Annotated in this window: 19 protein-coding genes; 11 read left to right on the forward strand and 8 right to left on the reverse strand. The window is 39.4% G+C overall.

The window, feature by feature from the left end:
* The first annotated feature begins 20 nt into the window (after positions 1–20).
* The 3 genes from H7R46_RS16425 to H7R46_RS16435 all read left to right on the forward strand — a co-directional run bounded on the left by H7R46_RS16425 (position 21) and on the right by H7R46_RS16435 (position 3,032).
* On the forward strand, positions 21–653 hold the full coding sequence (locus H7R46_RS16425) for a LysE family translocator (RefSeq protein ID WP_005066055.1): 633 nt from the start codon (positions 21–23) through the stop codon (positions 651–653).
* Positions 654–763: 110 nt separating this feature from the next.
* Positions 764–1,699 carry an LpxL/LpxP family Kdo(2)-lipid IV(A) lauroyl/palmitoleoyl acyltransferase gene (gene lpxL, locus H7R46_RS16430; protein WP_005066053.1) on the forward strand — a complete coding sequence of 312 codons (936 nt, stop codon included), beginning with the start codon at positions 764–766 and terminating at the stop codon, positions 1,697–1,699.
* 232 nt (positions 1,700–1,931) lie between these two features.
* The gene (locus H7R46_RS16435; protein WP_005066050.1) at positions 1,932–3,032 is read left to right on the forward strand and encodes a glycosyltransferase family 4 protein; all 1,101 of its coding nucleotides are present in this window, start codon (positions 1,932–1,934) and stop codon (positions 3,030–3,032) included.
* A gap of 56 nt (positions 3,033–3,088) precedes the next feature.
* Here the strand turns inward: H7R46_RS16435 and gltP are convergent, their stop codons facing one another.
* Entirely contained in the window at positions 3,089–4,375 is a 1,287-nt protein-coding gene (gene gltP, locus H7R46_RS16440; protein WP_002114864.1) for a glutamate/aspartate:proton symporter GltP, read from the reverse strand.
* A gap of 698 nt (positions 4,376–5,073) precedes the next feature.
* Entirely contained in the window at positions 5,074–6,183 is a 1,110-nt protein-coding gene (locus H7R46_RS16445; protein WP_005066047.1) for an endonuclease/exonuclease/phosphatase family protein, read from the reverse strand.
* Positions 6,184–6,370: 187 nt separating this feature from the next.
* On the opposite strand from H7R46_RS16445, the gene asd reads away from it, so the two are divergent.
* From asd to truA, 5 genes are all read left to right on the forward strand, one after another.
* A complete protein-coding gene (gene asd / locus H7R46_RS16450) occupies positions 6,371–7,489 on the forward strand; it encodes an aspartate-semialdehyde dehydrogenase (RefSeq protein WP_005066045.1) in 1,119 nt (372 codons plus the stop codon).
* Between the two features lie 148 nt (positions 7,490–7,637).
* On the forward strand, positions 7,638–8,987 hold the full coding sequence (locus H7R46_RS16455; protein WP_005066043.1) for a FimV family protein: 1,350 nt from the start codon (positions 7,638–7,640) through the stop codon (positions 8,985–8,987).
* A 59-nt stretch (positions 8,988–9,046) separates the two neighbouring features.
* Positions 9,047–10,312 (forward strand): hypothetical protein, encoded by a 1,266-nt coding sequence (locus H7R46_RS16460; protein WP_005066041.1) that lies wholly within the window; start codon positions 9,047–9,049, stop codon positions 10,310–10,312.
* Positions 10,313–10,370: 58 nt separating this feature from the next.
* On the forward strand, positions 10,371–11,336 hold the full coding sequence (locus H7R46_RS16465; RefSeq protein ID WP_002114731.1) for an asparaginase: 966 nt from the start codon (positions 10,371–10,373) through the stop codon (positions 11,334–11,336).
* 20 nt (positions 11,337–11,356) lie between these two features.
* Positions 11,357–12,154: a tRNA pseudouridine(38-40) synthase TruA gene (gene truA / locus H7R46_RS16470; RefSeq protein ID WP_005066033.1), complete on the forward strand. Its 798-nt coding sequence runs from the start codon at positions 11,357–11,359 to the stop codon at positions 12,152–12,154.
* 242 nt (positions 12,155–12,396) lie between these two features.
* Here the strand turns inward: truA and H7R46_RS16475 are convergent, their stop codons facing one another.
* Complete coding sequence (locus H7R46_RS16475; protein WP_005066032.1) at positions 12,397–13,407, reverse strand: AraC family transcriptional regulator; 1,011 nt, start codon at positions 13,405–13,407, stop codon at positions 12,397–12,399.
* Between the two features lie 263 nt (positions 13,408–13,670).
* Between H7R46_RS16475 and infA the strand changes: the two genes are divergently transcribed.
* The gene (infA, locus tag H7R46_RS16480; protein ID WP_001284370.1) at positions 13,671–13,892 is read left to right on the forward strand and encodes a translation initiation factor IF-1; all 222 of its coding nucleotides are present in this window, start codon (positions 13,671–13,673) and stop codon (positions 13,890–13,892) included.
* 51 nt (positions 13,893–13,943) lie between these two features.
* On the opposite strand, the gene H7R46_RS16485 is transcribed toward infA, so the two are convergent.
* Complete coding sequence (locus H7R46_RS16485; RefSeq protein ID WP_002114916.1) at positions 13,944–14,318, reverse strand: lysozyme inhibitor LprI family protein; 375 nt, start codon at positions 14,316–14,318, stop codon at positions 13,944–13,946.
* Positions 14,319–14,487: 169 nt separating this feature from the next.
* On the opposite strand from H7R46_RS16485, the gene H7R46_RS16490 reads away from it, so the two are divergent.
* A complete protein-coding gene (locus H7R46_RS16490) occupies positions 14,488–14,895 on the forward strand; it encodes a hypothetical protein (RefSeq protein ID WP_005066027.1) in 408 nt (135 codons plus the stop codon).
* A 53-nt stretch (positions 14,896–14,948) separates the two neighbouring features.
* On the opposite strand, the gene leuB is transcribed toward H7R46_RS16490, so the two are convergent.
* The 4 genes from leuB to leuC all read right to left on the reverse strand — a co-directional run bounded on the left by leuB (position 14,949) and on the right by leuC (position 18,848).
* A complete protein-coding gene (gene leuB / locus H7R46_RS16495) occupies positions 14,949–16,028 on the reverse strand; it encodes a 3-isopropylmalate dehydrogenase (RefSeq protein ID WP_002114882.1) in 1,080 nt (359 codons plus the stop codon).
* A 38-nt stretch (positions 16,029–16,066) separates the two neighbouring features.
* The gene (locus H7R46_RS16500; RefSeq protein WP_005066026.1) at positions 16,067–16,651 is read right to left on the reverse strand and encodes a hypothetical protein; all 585 of its coding nucleotides are present in this window, start codon (positions 16,649–16,651) and stop codon (positions 16,067–16,069) included.
* Positions 16,652–16,763: 112 nt separating this feature from the next.
* Entirely contained in the window at positions 16,764–17,411 is a 648-nt protein-coding gene (gene leuD, locus H7R46_RS16505) for a 3-isopropylmalate dehydratase small subunit (protein ID WP_002114814.1), read from the reverse strand.
* Positions 17,412–17,429: 18 nt separating this feature from the next.
* A complete protein-coding gene (gene leuC, locus H7R46_RS16510; protein ID WP_002115007.1) occupies positions 17,430–18,848 on the reverse strand; it encodes a 3-isopropylmalate dehydratase large subunit in 1,419 nt (472 codons plus the stop codon).
* Positions 18,849–19,085: 237 nt separating this feature from the next.
* Between leuC and H7R46_RS16515 the strand changes: the two genes are divergently transcribed.
* Positions 19,086–19,340 (forward strand): DUF2061 domain-containing protein, encoded by a 255-nt coding sequence (locus H7R46_RS16515; RefSeq protein ID WP_017482004.1) that lies wholly within the window; start codon positions 19,086–19,088, stop codon positions 19,338–19,340.
* The last annotated feature ends 40 nt before the right edge of the window (positions 19,341–19,380 follow it).

The raw sequence follows: 19,380 nt of genomic DNA on the forward strand, positions 1-19,380 counted from the left end.
ATAATATTCGAGTATTTTTCATGCTAGATCTTTCTCAAATTTTAGCATTCGGATTAATCTGCTGGGCCATGGTGCTTACCCCTGGCCCAAACATGATTTACCTTATTTCTCGTTCAATTTGCCAAGGAAAAACGGCGGGATTTATTTCACTCGCTGGTGTTGGCGTTGGCTTCATATTTTATATGCTTTGCGCTTCTTTCGGGATTACAGCGCTTATTGTTGCAGTTCCTTATGCTTACGACACCATTCGTATTGCAGGAGCAATTTATTTACTCTGGCTAGCATGGAAAGCACTACGTCCCAATGCATCTCCTATTTTTGATATAAAACAATTATCGGTAGACTCCCCAGCTAAACTATTTTTAATGGGTTTTGCTACAAATCTACTTAATCCTAAAATTGCGATTATGTATTTATCGTTATTGCCACAGTTTATTCACCCACAACAAGGCAGTATTTTATGGCAATCCATTCAGCTCGGTACTATTCAAATTTTTGTTAGCGTCTCGGTAAATGCGCTGATTGTGCTTTCTGCGGGTAGCATTGCCCTTTTTCTTCAACAAAAGCCTCTTTGGGCAAATATACAACGTTGGCTTATGGGCACAGTGCTAGCTGGGCTTGCTGTTCGTATTCTTTTAGAAAATCGTCGATAACCACGTTTTACTTCCTTATCCTAACCGCTCAATTCAACAGTGTATTACGACGATAAATTCAGTTCGTGATACACTTTTGCCAGTTTTAATTTCGAATTCTTTATATCGCTATGAGCCAAAAGCAGACTTATACGCCCGGTGAATTTCAATGGTCCTTTTTATTGCCTAAATATTGGGGTATTTGGATTGCCATTGTTTTTTTAATGCTTTTGGCTATTTTGCCGTGGGCAATTCAATGGCGTCTGGCTCATGGCTTAGCAAATCTTGCTTGGAGATATTTAAAATCTCGCCGAAAAACAACTATTCGTAATTTAGAAGTCTGCTTTCCCGAATGGTCAGCCGAAAAAGTACAACAACAAGCTAAGCAAGTTTTTGTAGATATGATGCTTGGTGTGTTTGAGACATTAAACGCATGGTATAAGCCTTACTGGTTTAAAAACCGTGTCACCATTGAAGGCTTAGAACACATTACCAATGCTCAAGCTCAGGGCAAAGGTGTTTTATTATTGGGTACTCACAGCACGCTTCTTGATGCTGGCGGCTATGTTTGTGCTCAGTATTTTGAACCAGATGTTGTCTATCGACCTCAAAATAACCCATTGCTCGATATGCTGATTTATCGTTGCCGTGGCACCATTTATAAAGCACAAATCGACCATGATGATATGCGTGGTTTAATTCGTCACCTTAAAGATGGCGATGCCATTTGGTATAGCCCCGATCAAGACTTTGGACTCAAGCAAGGGGTGATGGCACCATTCTTTGGCGTACCAGCGGCCACAGTAACTGCTCATCGTCGTTTACTAAAAATCTCTAAGGCAGTTGCCGTTCCTTTATATTTTTATCGTCACGGTGATGTACAGGACCCTAAATATCATATTTTGATTGAACCTGCGGTAGACAATATGCCAACTGAAGATGAAGTCGATGATGCAACTCGAGTTAATAAAATTATTGAAAATCAGCTTCGCATCGCACCGACTCAATATATGTGGTTCCATCGTCGTTTTAAGACACGTCCTGAGGGATATGAAGAGATTTACTGAAACCTTCAATAATTACCGTACCATAGTTATAAATATCTAAATAAACTCCAGTATGTACTATCGTGCGAAGGCGACATGGATGTCGCCTGTTGGACTACGACATCAGGGATGGGTCGTTAGTCCAACAAATGGTTTTGTTACTTTTGCCAAAACAAAAGTAAGGAGTAAACTCCACCTATTGAATGAATAAACCGCAAGCCCCCACTTTGCTACAACCTAAAGGCAAAAAACAATGAAAGTGATGCAACTTCTCCCAGAACTCAATAGCGGTGGCGTAGAACGCGGCACGCTAGAAATTGCAAGCGCACTTGTTGCACAGGGCCATCAATCTCTGGTTGTGTCTAATGGCGGACGATTAGTGTCTCAACTTGAAGCTGAAGGTTCTATTCACTTAACGCTACCAATTCATAAAAAATCACTTTCAAGCTTGTGGCAAATTCGTCCTTTACGCCGGCTGATTGAACAGCATCAACCCGATATTGTTCATGTGCGCTCTCGTGTACCAGCTTGGCTTACTCATTTTGCCTTAAGAAAAATACCTGCAAACAAACGCCCTCACCTCATTAGCACTGTACATGGTTTCTATTCGGTTAATCGTTATAGTGCGATTATGACTCAAGCTGAAAAAGTAATTGCTGTTTCTGACAGCGTGGTTAAATACATCACTGACCATTATAAAAAATGTCCACCGCAAGATATTGTGCGAATTTATCGGGGCATTGACCCTGCCGCTTTTCCACATAATTACCAGCCCTCAGCACAGTGGTTTAACCAAGTTTTTAATGACTTTCCTGAGCTTGAAAATAAGTTTTTACTTTGCTTACCTGGTCGTATTACACGCTTAAAGGGGCATGAAAGTTTAATTGAACTGATGCAGCAACTTCAGACGCAATATCCTCAGCTACATGTGGTTGTTGTCGGCGGTGCTGATGCCAAAAAGCAAGCCTACTTAAGTGAATTGCAAAGTACTATTCAAAGCAAAGGGCTCGCAAATAAAATTACCTTCGTAGGTCATCGCTCAGATATTCGGGAATGGCTCGCTTTTAGCGATATTGTGCTCTCCCTATCCAATCAAGCCGAAACATTCGGTAGAACAGCCTTAGAAGCGCTTTCAGTGAGTACACCAGTCATTGGCTGGAACCGTGGCGGTGTTGCCGAGATTTTATCGAATGTATACCCACAAGGTCTTGTTGAAGCAGAAAATGAAAAAGCCTTAATCGAGACTGTAAAAAATCATATTGAACAACCTCAAATCGTTGCTCCTGTCACTATGTTTAGCTTAAAAGATATGTGTGATCAAACACTAGAACTATACCAACGCGTTTTGAAATAACCCCAATAAAAAACCCGCAATATTCGCGGGTTTTTTACAACTAAAAGAAAGCCATCTTATTTAAATGTTGCTTCATAAGCGGCAGCTTTTTCAGAGTCGTATTGTTTTTCCCATTTACTGATTACAAGTACAGCAAGTGCGTTACCAACAACGTTCAACGCAGTACGAGCCATATCCATAATACGGTCAACACCAGCAATAAATGCTAAGCCTTCAAGCGGGATACCAACAGTATGTAAAGTTGCCAATAGGACAACAAATGATACGCCAGGAACACCAGCAATACCTTTAGAAGTGATCATCAAAGTAATAACCAAGATTACCTGTTGACCGATCGACATATCTATACCATAAAGCTGTGCAATAAAGATTGCTGCGATACTTTGGTAAAGCGTAGAACCGTCAAGATTAAATGAATAACCTGTTGGAATCACAAAACTGGAAATTGCTTTTGGCGCACCGTAAGCTTCCATTTTTTGCATAATACGTGGTAAAACCGTTTCCGAGCTTGCTGTTGAGAATGCTAAAATCAATTCATCTTTTAAAATCTTAAACAAGATAAAGATGTTGATTCCAAACATTTTTGCGGTAATACCCAAAACCACAAAAGCAAAGAAAAAGATAGCGGCATAAACCAACACTACTAATTTAGCTAATGGAATGAGTGAAGTAAAACCAAAGTTAGCAACAGTTACTGCGATTAAACCAAACACACCCACTGGTGCATATTTCATGATGATGTGCGTTACGCGGAACATCGTTTCTGAAACTGCATGAAATACATTTAACAATGGGTCTTTAGTAGTTGCTGGCAAAGAAGATAAACCAATACCAAACAACACAGCAAAGAAAATCACAGGCAACATTTCACCGTGTGCCATAGAGTTAACAATATTGGTTGGAATCATGGACAAAATTGTCTGTACCAATCCATGTGACTGTGAACCAACTTCTTGAGCTGTATGCTGATATTGCGAAATATCAGTCGTCACTAACATCGCTTTATCTACACCAGCACCTGGTTGGAAAATATTTGCCGCAACCAAGCCAACCAAAATAGCAATAGTCGTAATAATTTCAAAATAGAGAATGGTTTTAAAACCAAGTCGCCCTAAACTTTTCGTACTGCCAACACCTGCAATACCTAAAATCAAGGTAGAGAAAACGATTGGAATAACAATCATTTTAATCAGGCTAATAAAGATCTTACCAAGTGGTGTAAGAACATTATTCACAATACTGTCTTTGATTTCAGGCTGGTTATGTAAAACAGCCCCGACAACTATCCCTAGGATTAAAGCAATTAAAATTTGCCAAGCAAGGCTAAATTTAAAATTCTTCATAAGACAATCCTTATGCACCGCAAAGTATCAAATATGAGAGGGAGAAGACCACTAACTAAGAGTGAAACCTCAACATGTACACTAATTCCCAAACAGAAATTTAAATGTACAAACAAATCACAACCCGCCGATCCGGCGAAGTAAAAAACAATGCCTGTTGACGATCCAACATGTCAACGATCGGCACATTCTATTGAGATTTATTAATTAAACAACCCCAATTTATCTTTAAATAAATTAAAGCCTATATTTATTCGTCAATAAGCTATAAAAACAAAAACTTAGATAAAAAAAATTTTGTATCTTTTTTCATTAAAAATTGCGCACATGTACATGAAAATTTATGAAGGCTTAACGCGAATTAAATAGATTTTAAAAATAAGATAATCTTGGAAATTTTTATATGATTTACAATAAATTTAATAAGGTATATAAAAATATCAACCCGAGTTCTGCGTCCTGCAAAACTCGGGTAAATGAGGTTGTGCTTTCAGGTTAATAATTATTTTTATCGTTTCCGTTCCAACATCCGATCCGTGATGCTATTCCATATCAGCTTTGTGTATCCTTACGTGGGACTATCCATTCCCGGTTCCGTGTGCCGATGAATGTAGAATAAGGTTTTTATAACCCTCTGCCTATTCGCCCTAGACTCAAATCTTTGTACGATATTGCTTACATCACTTTTTATATTCTTTTTATTTATAAGGCTGTGCAATTTTATCAGTCACCACTTTTTCTTCGGCTTCAGCCTTTGCAATTCCTTCTTGGATGGCTCTTTGCGCCTCTTCTTCATCATCTTGAGTTTGTTCTAGCTCCTCTTGAATATGCTCAAATATTCGACTAGTCTGCAAAACCACATAGACAGGAAAATGATCAGATCCAACATGAGGTAAACGCTGCATCTTCACCAAACCGAAATCGGTACTATGGAAAATATGGTCTAAAGACCAACGCAACAATGGATAATCTGCATGAAAAGTATTAATGAAATGTCGCCCAACACGCGGGTCAAGCAATCCACTAATTCGTTGAAATAACCGTGTAGTACGTGACCATGCTACATCGTTTAAATCCCCCATCACAATACAGCTTTCATCTAGATCTTTAATTTGGTCGCCCACAATTAAAAGTTCAGCATCGCGTAAAGTCGAATCCTTCGCCTCAGTTGGACTAGGTGGCTTAGGATGCAAACAATAGAGTTGAACTGGCATACCAGACCGTAAAGTAACAGTTGTATGAATGGAGGGAATTTCATCACTGAGAATAAATTTAACTTCAGTATTTGATAAAGGTAGACGGCTATATAAATGCATGCCGTAGAGGTTATCTAAAGGTACAGGAACGCGATAAGGATAGTCACTTTCAATCTCTGTTAAAGCATTTTCCCATGTCGTATCGCTTTCCAATGTAAGCAGCAAATCTGGTTTTAATGTCCTGATCTGTTCAAGCAATAAATGATACTTATCATTAGGAGTGAGCACATTCGATACAATTAAGGAAATCTGCTTTTGTGGATCTAATTGAGATGTCTTCACCTGTTTAACCTGTTTTTTCCAAAACAAAGTATAGGGCAAAATCATTTTAAGCTGATAGGCAATGGCAGCAATGAGCGCAGCCAGCACGACTTCACGCCAGAGATTCCATTCGGTGGGCCAAAACAGCATTCCTATAAAGGCTAAAAGACCAACAAATAGAATCTGCAACCGAGGGAAGTCGGCACCACGAAACCACCACTCATCACGAGGAATAAGTGACCAGAAACTCAACCAAATCACCAGACCAGCTAGAACTTCGATATAAATCATTGAATTTTCTCTTTTAAGATGATTTGTTTTTTAAAGTTTTTGTCATCTTTATCAATTTTGTATGTAACATAAACAAGATATTCTACTCAATAAAGATGGTGTTTTGTTTCTGTAACGCTTGCAGTTGTGGACACTTTTGATACACTCAACTCCCCCTAACAATTTTAACGCACCGAGGCAAAATGACATGAAAGTAGGTCTGGTCGGTTGGCGCGGGATGGTCGGTTCCGTCCTTATGCAACGTATGGTTGAAGAGAATGATTTTGCTCATATTGAGCCATTTTATTTCTCTACCAGTAATGCAGGTGGTGAAGCTCCTTCATTTGGTGGTAAGACTGCCCCAGCACTTATGGAAGCTACAGACATTAATAGTCTGAAGCAAATGGATGTCATTATTACCTGTCAAGGTGGTGACTATACGTCTGAAGTTTTCCCACAGTTAAAAGCGACTGGTTGGGATGGCTACTGGATTGACGCAGCTTCAACTTTACGTATGTCAGATGATGCGATCATCGTTCTTGACCCAGTAAACCTTAACGTTATTAAAGACGGCTTGGTTAACGGCACCAAAACTTTCGTAGGTGGTAACTGTACAGTATCACTTATGTTGATGGGTGTAGGTTCACTTTTCCAAAATAATTTGGTGGAATGGATGACTGCTATGACTTATCAAGCAGCATCAGGCGCTGGCGCACAAAACATGCGTGAGCTACTAACTGGTATGGGCTACTTATACAACAATACTAAAACATTGTTAGATGATCCTAAATCTGCAATTTTGGATATTGATCGTCAAGTTGCCGAGTTACAACGTGGTGAAGGTTTCCCATCTGCTAACTTTGGTGTGCCATTAGCTGGTTCATTAATTCCTTATATTGATAAACAGCTCGAAAGCGGTCAATCAAAAGAAGAGTGGAAAGGTCAGGTTGAAACCAACAAGATCTTGGGTAACTCACAAATTGTTCCTATCGACGGCCACTGTGTCCGTATTGGTGCGATGCGTTGCCACTCTCAGGCGCTTACTATCAAGTTGAAAAAAGATGTGCCGCTTGATGAAATCGAAGATATGATTCGTACTTCAAGCCAATGGGCGAAAGTTGTACCAAACACTCGTGAAGCGTCTATGACTGACCTTACACCTGTTGCTGTAACTGGTACCTTAACTGTGCCTGTAGGTCGTCTACGTAAACTCAACATGGGTAAAGAGTATCTAGGTGCATTTACAGTCGGTGACCAGTTACTTTGGGGTGCTGCTGAGCCTTTACGTCGCATGTTACGTATTTTAGTTGAATACAAAAGCTCATAATTTGATTTGAATTATTCAGTCAAAATAAAAAGCCGATCACATTAGATCGGCTTTTTCGTAACTGGTTTGTGAAAATTTTACAATTTATTTACATTTCATTATTGTATAATTTTGAATGACTTTACGACTTATTAGGTCATGGATTGAGATGACTGTTTATAACAAATTAAAAATTGCCATTTTCACCATTATGTCTTCGCCTTCTATTTATGCGATTACATTAGACCCTATACAAATTCAGTCCGCACCTGGCGATTTGTTATATGCCGAAATGAATTTTCAACAAGCTGACCCCAACGCTAATCTAAAAGTCAGTCTAGCGACTCCTGAAGATTTAAGCGCGTTAGGCGTAACTCATCAGCCGCCCGGAAATCTTAATTTTTATACACGCCAAAACGGTCAAGGCTCAGGGGTTATTGTAATTACCTCATCTCGCCCTGTGATTGATCCTGAACTAAATATTGTAGTAAAAATTAGTGAAGGTTCTGCCACACGTTTGCAGCATATCAAAACCGTAATTAAGCCTTCTTCTATAAAAAAGACTGAAAATAACGAAAGTACTTTGTCACCTCAGTTTATTGTCAATGAAAAAGACATTGCTCTAAATCTGCCAGAAAGTACTAGATATGCATCACCAACTTCGGCCTCAACTACAAATAATTCAAATGGTGAACACAGTCTTAGTATTAACGTTGGAACTGCTCCAGCAATAAACACAAATTCATCCAATACACTTAGTGCAAATCCTTCTACTCAGGTTGCTCAACAAGTTACAACAGCTACTACTCCAGATCAGACAGAAATTAAACCAACCAGCGCTAAGACAGCTACAAATAATTCACCAAAAACTCCGGTCAAAAATCTAACAGCGCAAAAGAAATCTGTATCTCAAAAAGCGCTTAACCAAAATCCTGCGAAGAAACAATCGTTAAGTTCCTACAAAGGACCAGCATCATCAGGTAAATATGTGGTACAGCGAAATGAGTCTTTATGGAGCATTGCTAATCGTATTGCCGCGAAAACAAAACAACCTGTTGCGAAAGTCATGCATGATATTCAAACACAAAACCGACATGCTTTTATTCAAGGTGATGTAAATCGTTTGCGTCAGGGAATCGCACTTAACCTAGCTCACTCTCCTGCAGCTAAACCTCATCAAAACAAGTCAAAAACAGATATCGCACATACTGCAAAATCAACTTCTGGCAAAGCAAAATACCGTTTACAACAAGCCGAAATGAGTATTGTGGCTGAAAACAGTCAAAATTCTACACATGGAAGTGCTAAAAAGAGCACACAACAAAGTCAAAACAATACTGAGTTAGCAGTAAAAGTTATGACAACAAGAGAAAAAACCGTTACATTACAAAGGAATGTAACCAAACTAAATCAAACTTTACGTTTAAAAGACCAACGTATTCAACTTCTGAATGCACGTTTGGCAGAGTTACAACAGCAGTTACAAGCACAGCAACAGACTCATAAGCAAAAGCATTAAGTTAAAACCAGAGTCAGCTCGCTTTATATTGCAAATATTTATTTTTTAAGGGGAAAGTAATGTTATATGTGATTCCATTCATCATATTGCTCGTGGTCGCTGTCATTTTAAAAAAACGCGAAAATAGCCAAAAGCAAGAGTCGAATTCCCCTAAAACAATAAATAGAAAAACCAATAAAAAAGCGAACTCTAAATCAAGTAAAAACTCGCGTGAAAAAACTAAAGTAAATGTAGTTGAAGAATCTATTCCCTCTACTCCACAAAGCAGTCCTGTTCCAGACGCTGTTCGTCAGAAGATTCAGCTACTTATTCAAGAAAAACAATTCTCAGCCGCTGAAGCTCAAGTCAATCAGGCGCTCAAAAAAGATAATACGCAACATGAACTTTATTTATTGCTACTTGAGATTCATATTGCACAAAAAGATGAGTTTGCAATAACTCAACTGATTAGCCATATTCGTAGCTTAGCGCTCAATGAAATAGCCATTCAAGCAGAAGCCAGACAAAAAGAATATGAGTCATCAAGACAACCAGATGCGATCGATTTTCCTCAAGCTCAAACATACCAAGAGCCAAAAAATACATCTGATGCAACAGCTCAGTTTGACCAATTAACAACAAGTTCTTCTGAAACTTCTTTTTTTAATGAATTGCAGCAAGACTATACCCCTGTAAAGCAAGAACCTGCTGTTGAAGTTGAACCTTTAGAGTTTAACTTTTCATTTGAGCAAACCACGACTACCGAAAGTACCAGCCAACCAACACAGAAATCAGAGTTATCGCTATCTCAAGAAACAAATGAGCTAGCTGACCTAGAGTTTTCTTTTGACTTGGTACCTCTGCATGAATCTGAGGAAAAAAACCAGACAATAGCGGCACCAGCAGCTCAAGAGAACACCAATGCTTTGGATTTTAATCTTGAATTAACCCATGAAGATCCAGAAGTAAAACCTAATGAACAGATCTCATCATTAGATGAGCTTCAACTCGTAGAACAAGCGCCATTAGACTCGAATTCAATCGCACCTCTTGAGTTTTCGCTAGACGAGCCTGCATTAGTTACAGCACCAGAGATTGAAACTCAAAACCTTGTAGACTTAGTACGTGAAGAAACTACCCCAGATCAAACCAAAGATCCCCTTGTAGAAGCTTTTCCAGAATTAAAACAGTTAGATGAAAATGAACTTGATCTAAAACTAGCTGAGCAATACATCAAGTTAGGAGCCTACCCAGCAGCTCAAGCCTTATTGGCAAGCAATGAGCAAAAATTCAACACAGAACAACAACAACGCGCGAAAAACTTACTTAATCGCATAGCTTCTTAGAACTGTTCGATTTACCATAAGCAGTCAGAGATGACTGCTTTTTTATGCCTGCAAAAATATGAAAAAAATAGCCTTATTTTATATGGGTGGTACTTTTGGTTGCATTGGTGAACCTCTAGCTCCTATGCCTTATGAGCAATTCTTACCTCAACTTGAAAAAGTGATTCCCCCACACTTAACAGTTGACTGCTTTGCTGCACCCAATATTGTTGATAGCAGTGCATGCACGGCACCTGATTGGTTACGCCTGATTCAACGTATACAACAACTACAACTTGAAGGTTATCAGCATTTCGTTGTTATTCATGGTACAGACACGCTCAGTTATGCGGCTGCGACCCTAGCCCGCTTTTTGGGCCAAAGCTGTCATATTGTGATTACCGGTAGCCAATACCCGTTACTCAATATTCAAGGCGATAACACCCGTGAATTTACTGATGCAATTGAGAACTTATATCTTGCATTAGAACAAGTGATTGCTTTACCTGTGGGTGCTTATCTCGCATTCCACCATCAAGTATTCCACGCGCAAACTGCATTAAAAACGCATACGACTGAACTCGATGCATTTTCAGGGTTAAATAGTGAAGCTGAGTTTACGCCTCAGCAAAATGAATTGATCGTACAAGATGCCCAAATTGAACGAGCTGCTTCCTTCCAGATTTTAAACTGGATGATGCAACCCATTGCAACACAGCACTTAGTACAACAATTACGTCACTTACTTTCAGCCCCACCACACTTTTTAGTGTTACAAGGTTTTGGTACTGGCAATATTGCAGTAAACCAAGAATTACTCGCAACATTAGATGAGCTTTACGCACGTGGCTGTGTTCCAATTCTTACCACTCAGGTGACATTCGGTGGTATTGATCAACGTTATGCGATTAGTGCATGGGCCAAAACTGCAAAAATTGTCATCAGTGATGCTCATAGCCATGCAGATCTCTATGCAAAAGCACTTCAAATCTATTTAAAATACCCAAGCCCAGAACAATGGCTCAGCCATTGGAATGAAAATTAGCATTAAATAGAGGTAAAGCTATGCAACGTTATGCGGTCGGTATTGAATTTAGCGGAGTTCAATACCGAGGTTGGCAAACACAACAGCCAGGCGTTGCCAGCGTTCAGGAAACGATCGAGCGTGTACTGAGTAAAATTGCAGATGAGCCCATTGCACTTCACGGTGCGGGTCGTACTGATGCGGGAGTACATGCAACAAATATGGTAGCACACTTCGACACGAACGCTATTCGTCCAGAAACGGGGTGGTTAAGAGGGGCAAATAGCCAACTACCTAAAGATATTTCCATTCAGTGGATTAAACTGATGGATGAAAATTTTCATGCCCGCTTTAAAGCGACTGCTCGACGTTACCGTTATATCATCTATAACGCACCTCATCGCCCAGCACTATTACATAAGCAAGTTACGCACATTTACCAAAAGCTAGATGTGCAAAAGATGATTAAAGCTGCTAGTAAGTTCGAAGGAACGCATAACTTTGAAACTTTCCGCGCAGCAGCATGCCAGTCCAATAAGCCTGTACGACATGTAACGCATTGCCTTCTATTTGAACATGGACGCTATTTAGTTTTAGATATTCAAGCAGATGGTTTTTTACACCATATGGTGCGCAATATTGTTGGTTGCTTACTCGAAATTGGTCAAGGTATGTATGAGATTGATCATATCGATGCAATGTTTGCGGCGCAGGATCGTAAGGCAGCTGGGGTAACCGCCCCACCCGATGGCCTTTATTTTATTCAGTGTAATTATCCTGAGCAGTTTGATTTACCGCAGCCACCACTTGGGCCACATTGGCTAAACTTACCAGATTAAAACATTTAAAACTCAATATCCAAATTAAGCATTAAATAAGATACGCGACAAAGTCATACGCAACCTGCCCTAAATATATAACTATATGTTTTTGCGATGTATTAGATATTGATAATTATCTAACAGGTTTTGCGTATGACAATGGTTTTGGTTACTTTTCCCGAAAGAAAAGTAACTCTAGCTGAAAGCCAATCCAATTATTAAAGCCTCAATGGCACGACTCCGTCATGACATTGAATAAATTAACGGTGTTGTTTACGCTTACGGTATTCCACAGGTGTTTCATTCGTCCAACGCTTAAATGCACGATAGAACGTACTTGGTTCAGAGAAGCCAGTTAAATACACAATACGTTCAACACTCTCATTGGTATTTGCCAGAAGCTTTTTAGCCAAACGACAACGATAGTCAGAAAGTATTTGTTGAAAACTGGTATTTGCCTCACTGAGCTGAGTACGTAAACGACGCGGCGTAATATTCAACTGAGCAGCAACCGTCTCTAAAGTTGTTTCTCCACTTTCAAGTGTCGAACCAATCGCACGACGAACCTCACCCACTAAATCATAACGGGCGAGTTCTTGTAACTTTTCAATCGCTAATTGTTCATGCAATTGAAGTAACTCAGGCTCTGCCTGCCAAAGCTGAAAATCTAGAATAGCTGGATCAAAATATAAACGTGTCTCTTTCTGACCTAAGCTAACTGGGCAGCCAAATACACGGAAATATTCATCCTCAGAAGCCCCTTCGCTAAAATTAAAATCGATGAAGATAGGATGAAATTGTCCTTCAGTAATGAACTTAAAAAATCTAAGCACGCCCGAAATTGCACATTCAGAGAAATGACGATTGACGAGATTGTCAGCACCAATCTGTTCGCCATTGGTTAAATAACAACGTCCTTCTTCAACGACTAGTTTTGCATCAAATGCATCACTAATCAGTCGTTGATAAGCTAAGGCTCGTTTTAAGCCTTCACCAAAGGTTTCACTACTAATAAATAGATGTTCAATCACCTGCCCTCGATACAAAGGCAAATGTTCACCTAAATGCAGACCGATGTCTGGATCTTTACTGACTTCCTGAGCGGCAGTCCAAAAGGCGTACTGTGCACTTAACGGTGTACGTGCATTGGTATCGACCTGATTTAAAGCAACTCCCGCTTTGGTTAATATTTCTTCTGTTGGCAAACCCGCACGACGAATCGCTTGGTAGCCAAAGCGTAATACAACTGATGCATCTGTTAGCTGACCCACGCAGTGCCCTTCCATGTAGATACTTCATTGATATTTAGGGCTGTTGACCTTTATGCAATTAACAGTCCCTAATAACTATGATTTTAGATTAGCGTTGATTGACCAAACTGACAACAGAATTACACTTCTTTTGTGAAAAAAATTACATCTTTTTTTATTAGTCATACTTTAACCAGATGCTTTAGCAGAAGTGTGTCTATCTTGTTTTTTTTAAAAAAATTGACTATAATTTGCGCCTTTCCAATTTGATCATCAGGTAGGCTATGGCCAATAAAGAGGAACTCATTGAGTTCGAAGGCGTTGTCACCGAAACGCTTCCTAATACGATGTTCCGTGTACGTCTTGAAAACGGTCACGAAGTTATTGCACACATTTCTGGTAAAATGCGTAAACACTATATTCGTATTCTTACTGGCGACAGTGTAAAAGTCGAAATGACTCCATATGACTTAACTAAAGGTCGTATTACGTACCGTGCTCGCTAATTAGTGAATGCAAAAAAGCCACTTTATGATGTGGCTTTTTTATTGCGTTATTTATTCACTTAAGCGACTGGTTTTACATCCCACCGTTTGGCATTCACGCAATCTTTCTTGCAGCCAATGGTTTCTTTCTTGCGTTGTCTGTAAACGACATTGCACGTCTACACTATTCCTATTTGAATCTGTACACTCGGCATCACGTTGACGTATCCATGCAAGCTGAGACTTCTTAAGAATATTTTTCTGCGCGGTGTTTAACTTTACTCGCAGTGCTTGATAATTCTTATTCAGATCAGCATCAGCACTCGCATAAATTTTATTTGTACAGTAAATATCATCGTAAGTATTGCGGGCACTATCACAGTTATCTGCATAGACTGAAGTCACGCCAAAGCTGCATAAAAATGCAAAAAATATTTTTTTCATCATGTTTTCCTTAAGTTTTTTACAAAATAATTATAAAGCCTTTTGAATATTAGTATGAATCTCTAAATAAACTTATTCTCCATTTATCTTAATCCTCCTTTTTTGCTTTACAAGCTTGTAAATACAACCTATTGTTCTTTAATAATAAATATAATTTCATATAGTGAGAAAAATGAACATATATACCCGCTGCCAAATTGGCTTATTATCTTTCATCATTATTTGTCTTAACGGTTGTGCTAGCCACCCACGTCAATCCGTAGATTTACAGGAATATTTAAAAGGCTTTTTAGGAAAATCATCGGCAACCATTCAACAAGATATCAATCTACGTAGTCTTGGTTTTCAAGTCGCCAATACACCGCAAAAAACACCCAATCAGCTCATCTATACGATTTTGCGTCCTTTAAGCATTCCTATTCCGATGGTAAGTAATGTTGATATGAGAGGAAGCTCTATTCCTGTCCAATCAGGAAATCTGAGCGGCAATTTTTATGATATTAATTTCAATTGCAAAGTGATTTTCCAGCTTAAAAATGACATTGCCGAGTCAATTCAATATGAGGGTAAAGCCTGTTAAAACATCGGCACAAAAAAACGCAGCTCAACGCTGCGTTTTTTTATAATAAGCTTTTAAGCAAGAGCAGCTACAACAGCCTCACCCATTTCAGCCGTACCTACTTTTGTCATACCTTCAGACATAATATCTGCTGTACGCAAACCTTGATCAAGCACTTGACCTACTGCATCTTCAATTGCTTTTGCAGCCGCTTCTTCACGGAATGTGTAGCGAAGCATCATTGCAACTGAAAGAATAGTTGCTAATGGGTTTGCCACATTTTGACCCGCGATATCAGGTGCAGAACCATGGCAAGGCTCATACATACCTTTGCCATTTTCATCTAACGAAGCCGATGGCAACATGCCGATTGAACCTGTAAGCATTGCTGCTTCATCAGATAAGATATCGCCAAACAAGTTACCCGTTACGATCACGTCGAACTGCTTCGGCGCACGTACAAGTTGCATGGCAGCGTTATCGACATACATATGTGAAAGCTGAATATTTGAATAATTTGCTTGCTGTAAATCAGTGACTGTTTGTTTCCAAAGCTCTGTAACTTCTAAAACGTTAGCTTTATCTACAGAACAAACCTTCCCACCACGTAGACCTGCAAGTTCAAAAGCTACTTTTGCAATACGCTTAATTTCACTTTCAGAATAAACGTCGGTGTTATAACCTTGTTTTTCACCGTTTTCGAGTTCGCGGATACCACGTGGCTGACCGAAATAGATACCGCCAGTTAATTCACGAACAATTAAAATATCTAAGCCAGCAACAATTTCAGGCTTCAAACTAGAAGCATCTGCTAATTGCGGATATAAAATCGCTGGGCGCAAGTTAGCAAACAAGTTAAGTTCACTACGAATTTTTAAAAGACCACGTTCAGGGCGAATAGAGCGCTCAATAGTGTCCCATTTTGGTCCGCCTACCGCACCTAATAAAATTGCATCAGCTTTTTTTGCTTGTTCACTTGTTACTGCTGGGTACGGTTCACCATGCGCATCAATTGCCGCGCCGCCTAATAAGCCATGTTCCCAAGTTAACGATAAATTAAATTTTTCATTTACTGTATTTAATACTTTTTCTGCTGCCCCAACAATTTCAGGACCAATACCATCACCAGCTAAAATTAAAATCTGTTTAGACATGAACTTTTTCCATTTTCCAAAGACAAGCAGTGCTACAACTACCGCGGTGTTAGTTTTTTCTGCTCAAGGAATTCACCTAGTCCTGTTGTAACATCAAATGGTCGACAAAAACGGCGAATGACATGCCCATCTTGTTCTAAATCGACACATAATGGATCTGGTACAGAAACATTCAGCAAACTACCCGAACGGTTAGATTTGTCTCGGTACATTTTAAATGTATAGCGATGGTTAGCATTAAACTGGTGAATCACATGGAATGTTTCTGCACGATCCGGAGAGATCGGATAGAAACGGATCACCACTTCATATTGTTTAGCAGGCACTGATAAATATAAGCTGTTAGTTTGGCTAAGTACTGAACCTTGTAATCTCACAATCCCTTGATGAATTGCCTGATTACTAATTCTTCGTGTTTGCGCATCCACTACAGTAATATCATTTAGTCGTTCAAATTCACAACTCTTCGCGCCCGAACAATATATTGCTGCATTCTGCCCCAAATTTTCTTGTTCAGCCTGCTTAATGCGGACAGTATCCACTACATTGTAAGTGCTTTGACAAGCACTGAGTGTTATTGCGCACAGGCTCAACAAAAAGCTATGAGTAACGTTCCTCTTCATTGTTCAAGCCCAATCCTCATCTAGTGCATAATTCTAAGGTGTTTTTATGCTTTAGCATGTTAGCAAGAGTTTGAACGCTACGCCATGGCTATGTTTAAAATGTACCGAAAGGTTAATTCAACTCTTGGAATACCCAAGGACGAACTTGTTTAGTTTTTTCTTCATAAGCGCGAATTGCGTCCGCATTTTGAAGAGTTAAACCAATATCATCCAATCCATTTAACAAGCAGTGCTTACGAAACGGATCAACTTCAAATTTAAATGCTTCACCTGTTGGAGTACGTACTTCTTGAGCTGCTAAATCAATTGTTAATTGATATCCCTCATTAGCAGCACATTCTTTAAATAACTGCTCAACTGTTTCTTCTGGCAAAATGACAGGTAACATGCCATTTTTGAAACAGTTATTAAAGAAAATATCAGCAAAGCTTGGTGCAATAACGGTACGGAATCCATATTCATTTAATGCCCAAGGCGCATGCTCACGACTTGAACCACAACCAAAGTTAGTACGAGCAATTAAAACTGTTGCTCCTTGATAACGAGGCTGGTTTAAAACAAAGTCCGGATTTTTTGGACGTACTGAATTGTCTTGTCCCGGATAGCCTTCGTCTAAATAACGAAGCTCGTCAAATAAGTTGTCGCCAAAACCTGTACGTTTAATCGACTTTAAAAACTGTTTTGGAATAATTAAATCTGTATCAACATTGGCACGATCTAATGGTGCAACGATACCTTGTTCAACTGTATAAGCTTTCATGGTTTGCTCCAGACCGAATTAAAATGAACGAACATCAACGAAGTGACCAGCGATTGCAGCCGCTGCCGCCATTGCCGGGCTCACCAAGTGAGTACGACCACCATTGCCTTGACGACCTTCAAAGTTACGATTAGACGTCGAAGCACAGTGTTCACCTGGTTGTAACTTATCAGCATTCATTGCTAAACACATTGAACAACCCGGCTCACGCCATTCAAAGCCAGCTTCCAAGAAGATTTTATCCAAGCCTTCTTTTTCAGCTTGTTGTTTGACTAAACCAGAACCCGGAACAATCATGGCTTGCTTAATGGTGGATGCCACTTTACGACCCTTAACCACCTCAGCAGCAGCACGAATATCTTCAATACGTGAGTTCGTACAAGAACCAATAAACACACGATCAAGCTGAATATCAGCTAATGCTTGACCTGCATTTAAACCCATATATTGATAAGCACGTGTCCAGTCATTGCGTTGTACGTCATCTTTCGCTTGTTCTAAAGTTGGCACAGCTTCAGTAACAGGAATAACCATTTCTGGTGAAGTTCCCCAAGATACTTGTGGTTCGATTTCTGCGCCATTTAACTCAACTACAGCATCAAACACAGCATCTTCATCTGAATGCAATGTGTTCCAGTAAGCAACTGCTTGTTCCCATTGCTCGCCTTTTGGTGCATAGCTACGGCCTTTCACGTATTCAATAGTTTTGTCATCAACTGCAACCATACCGACACGAGCACCGGCTTCAATCGCCATGTTACATACCGTCATACGCCCTTCAATCGACATATCACGGAAAACTTGGCCACCGAATTCGATTGCATAGCCCGTACCGCCAGCAGTACCAATTTTACCGATAATGGCCAACACAACATCTTTTGGTGTTACGCCTTTACCCAATACGCCATCTACACGAACTAACATGTTTTTAGATTTTTTCTGAATCAGGCACTGTGTTGCTAACACATGTTCAACTTCAGATGTTCCAATACCATGCGCCAAGCAACCAAAAGCACCGTGAGTCGCTGTATGTGAATCGCCACATACGACCGTCATGCCCGGTAAAGTTAAGCCCTGTTCAGGTCCAACCACATGCACAATACCCTGACGGATATCATTAATACTAAACTCAACAATATTAAAGGCTTTACAGTTGTCATCTAAAGTTTGAACTTGAATACGAGATGTATCATCTTCAATACCAGCGATGCCTTGGTCACGTTCCTTTTTAGATGTTGGAACGTTGTGGTCTGGTGTAGCAACGTTTGCACTTAAACGCCATGGTTGACGATCCGCAAGTTGCAACCCTTCAAATGCTTGTGGACTAGTCACTTCATGCAATAAATGACGGTCAATGTATAGTAAACATGAGCCATCATCACGCTGTGAAACAACGTGGTCATCCCACAATTTGTCATATAAAGTTTTGCCTGCCATGTCGTCTTGCTCCATTGGACTGGGTAATTCTGATCTTTCTTCGATTATAGCCAGAGTTTCACATAAATCTAATTTATCATTTTTATAAATTAGAAAACTTTTTGGAATAAATTATAATTTCCATAACGTACATCAAATTTAATAAATCGTTTTTGTTAATGATTATCATTTGCATAATTAATTTTTAATCTTATACTCTAATGCCTATACTAAAAATATCTAAAGTGGCTAAAGAGAATGATCATGGCTAATATCCAAAAATTCGTTATAAATAATCAACGTACCTTAAAGAAAACCTTAAGCTATTACATTATGCATATTACTGTCGCAATGCTAGTCGCATACTTTGTAACAGGTAATATCTGGATGGCTTTAACATTAAGTATGCTTGAGCCAACCGTACAAGCTTTTGCTTTTTTCTTCCATGAAAAAGTTTGGGCTGCTAAAGATCGCCGCGTATCAGCCTTAGCTGAAAAAGAAACAACAGCTTAGGCTAAGATTAGTGCGGTAATTCGCAACTTTCTCACTCGTT

The organism is Acinetobacter sp. BEC1-S18-ESBL-01, assembly GCF_014169935.1.
Lineage (GTDB): Bacteria > Pseudomonadota > Gammaproteobacteria > Pseudomonadales > Moraxellaceae > Acinetobacter > Acinetobacter pittii.

Coding starts and splice junctions, on each gene's coding strand:
- H7R46_RS16425 (WP_005066055.1), top strand. CDS start 21: ATGCTAGATCTTTCTCAAATTTTAGCATTCGGATTAATCTGCTGGGCC.
- lpxL (WP_005066053.1), top strand. CDS start 764: ATGAGCCAAAAGCAGACTTATACGCCCGGTGAATTTCAATGGTCCTTT.
- H7R46_RS16435 (WP_005066050.1), top strand. CDS start 1,932: ATGAAAGTGATGCAACTTCTCCCAGAACTCAATAGCGGTGGCGTAGAA.
- gltP (WP_002114864.1), bottom strand. CDS start 4,375: ATGAAGAATTTTAAATTTAGCCTTGCTTGGCAAATTTTAATTGCTTTA.
- H7R46_RS16445 (WP_005066047.1), bottom strand. CDS start 6,183: ATGATTTATATCGAAGTTCTAGCTGGTCTGGTGATTTGGTTGAGTTTC.
- asd (WP_005066045.1), top strand. CDS start 6,371: ATGAAAGTAGGTCTGGTCGGTTGGCGCGGGATGGTCGGTTCCGTCCTT.
- H7R46_RS16455 (WP_005066043.1), top strand. CDS start 7,638: ATGACTGTTTATAACAAATTAAAAATTGCCATTTTCACCATTATGTCT.
- H7R46_RS16460 (WP_005066041.1), top strand. CDS start 9,047: ATGTTATATGTGATTCCATTCATCATATTGCTCGTGGTCGCTGTCATT.
- H7R46_RS16465 (WP_002114731.1), top strand. CDS start 10,371: ATGAAAAAAATAGCCTTATTTTATATGGGTGGTACTTTTGGTTGCATT.
- truA (WP_005066033.1), top strand. CDS start 11,357: ATGCAACGTTATGCGGTCGGTATTGAATTTAGCGGAGTTCAATACCGA.
- infA (WP_001284370.1), top strand. CDS start 13,671: ATGGCCAATAAAGAGGAACTCATTGAGTTCGAAGGCGTTGTCACCGAA.
- H7R46_RS16485 (WP_002114916.1), bottom strand. CDS start 14,318: ATGATGAAAAAAATATTTTTTGCATTTTTATGCAGCTTTGGCGTGACT.
- H7R46_RS16490 (WP_005066027.1), top strand. CDS start 14,488: ATGAACATATATACCCGCTGCCAAATTGGCTTATTATCTTTCATCATT.
- leuB (WP_002114882.1), bottom strand. CDS start 16,028: ATGTCTAAACAGATTTTAATTTTAGCTGGTGATGGTATTGGTCCTGAA.
- H7R46_RS16500 (WP_005066026.1), bottom strand. CDS start 16,651: ATGAAGAGGAACGTTACTCATAGCTTTTTGTTGAGCCTGTGCGCAATA.
- leuD (WP_002114814.1), bottom strand. CDS start 17,411: ATGAAAGCTTATACAGTTGAACAAGGTATCGTTGCACCATTAGATCGT.
- leuC (WP_002115007.1), bottom strand. CDS start 18,848: ATGGCAGGCAAAACTTTATATGACAAATTGTGGGATGACCACGTTGTT.
- H7R46_RS16515 (WP_017482004.1), top strand. CDS start 19,086: ATGATCATGGCTAATATCCAAAAATTCGTTATAAATAATCAACGTACC.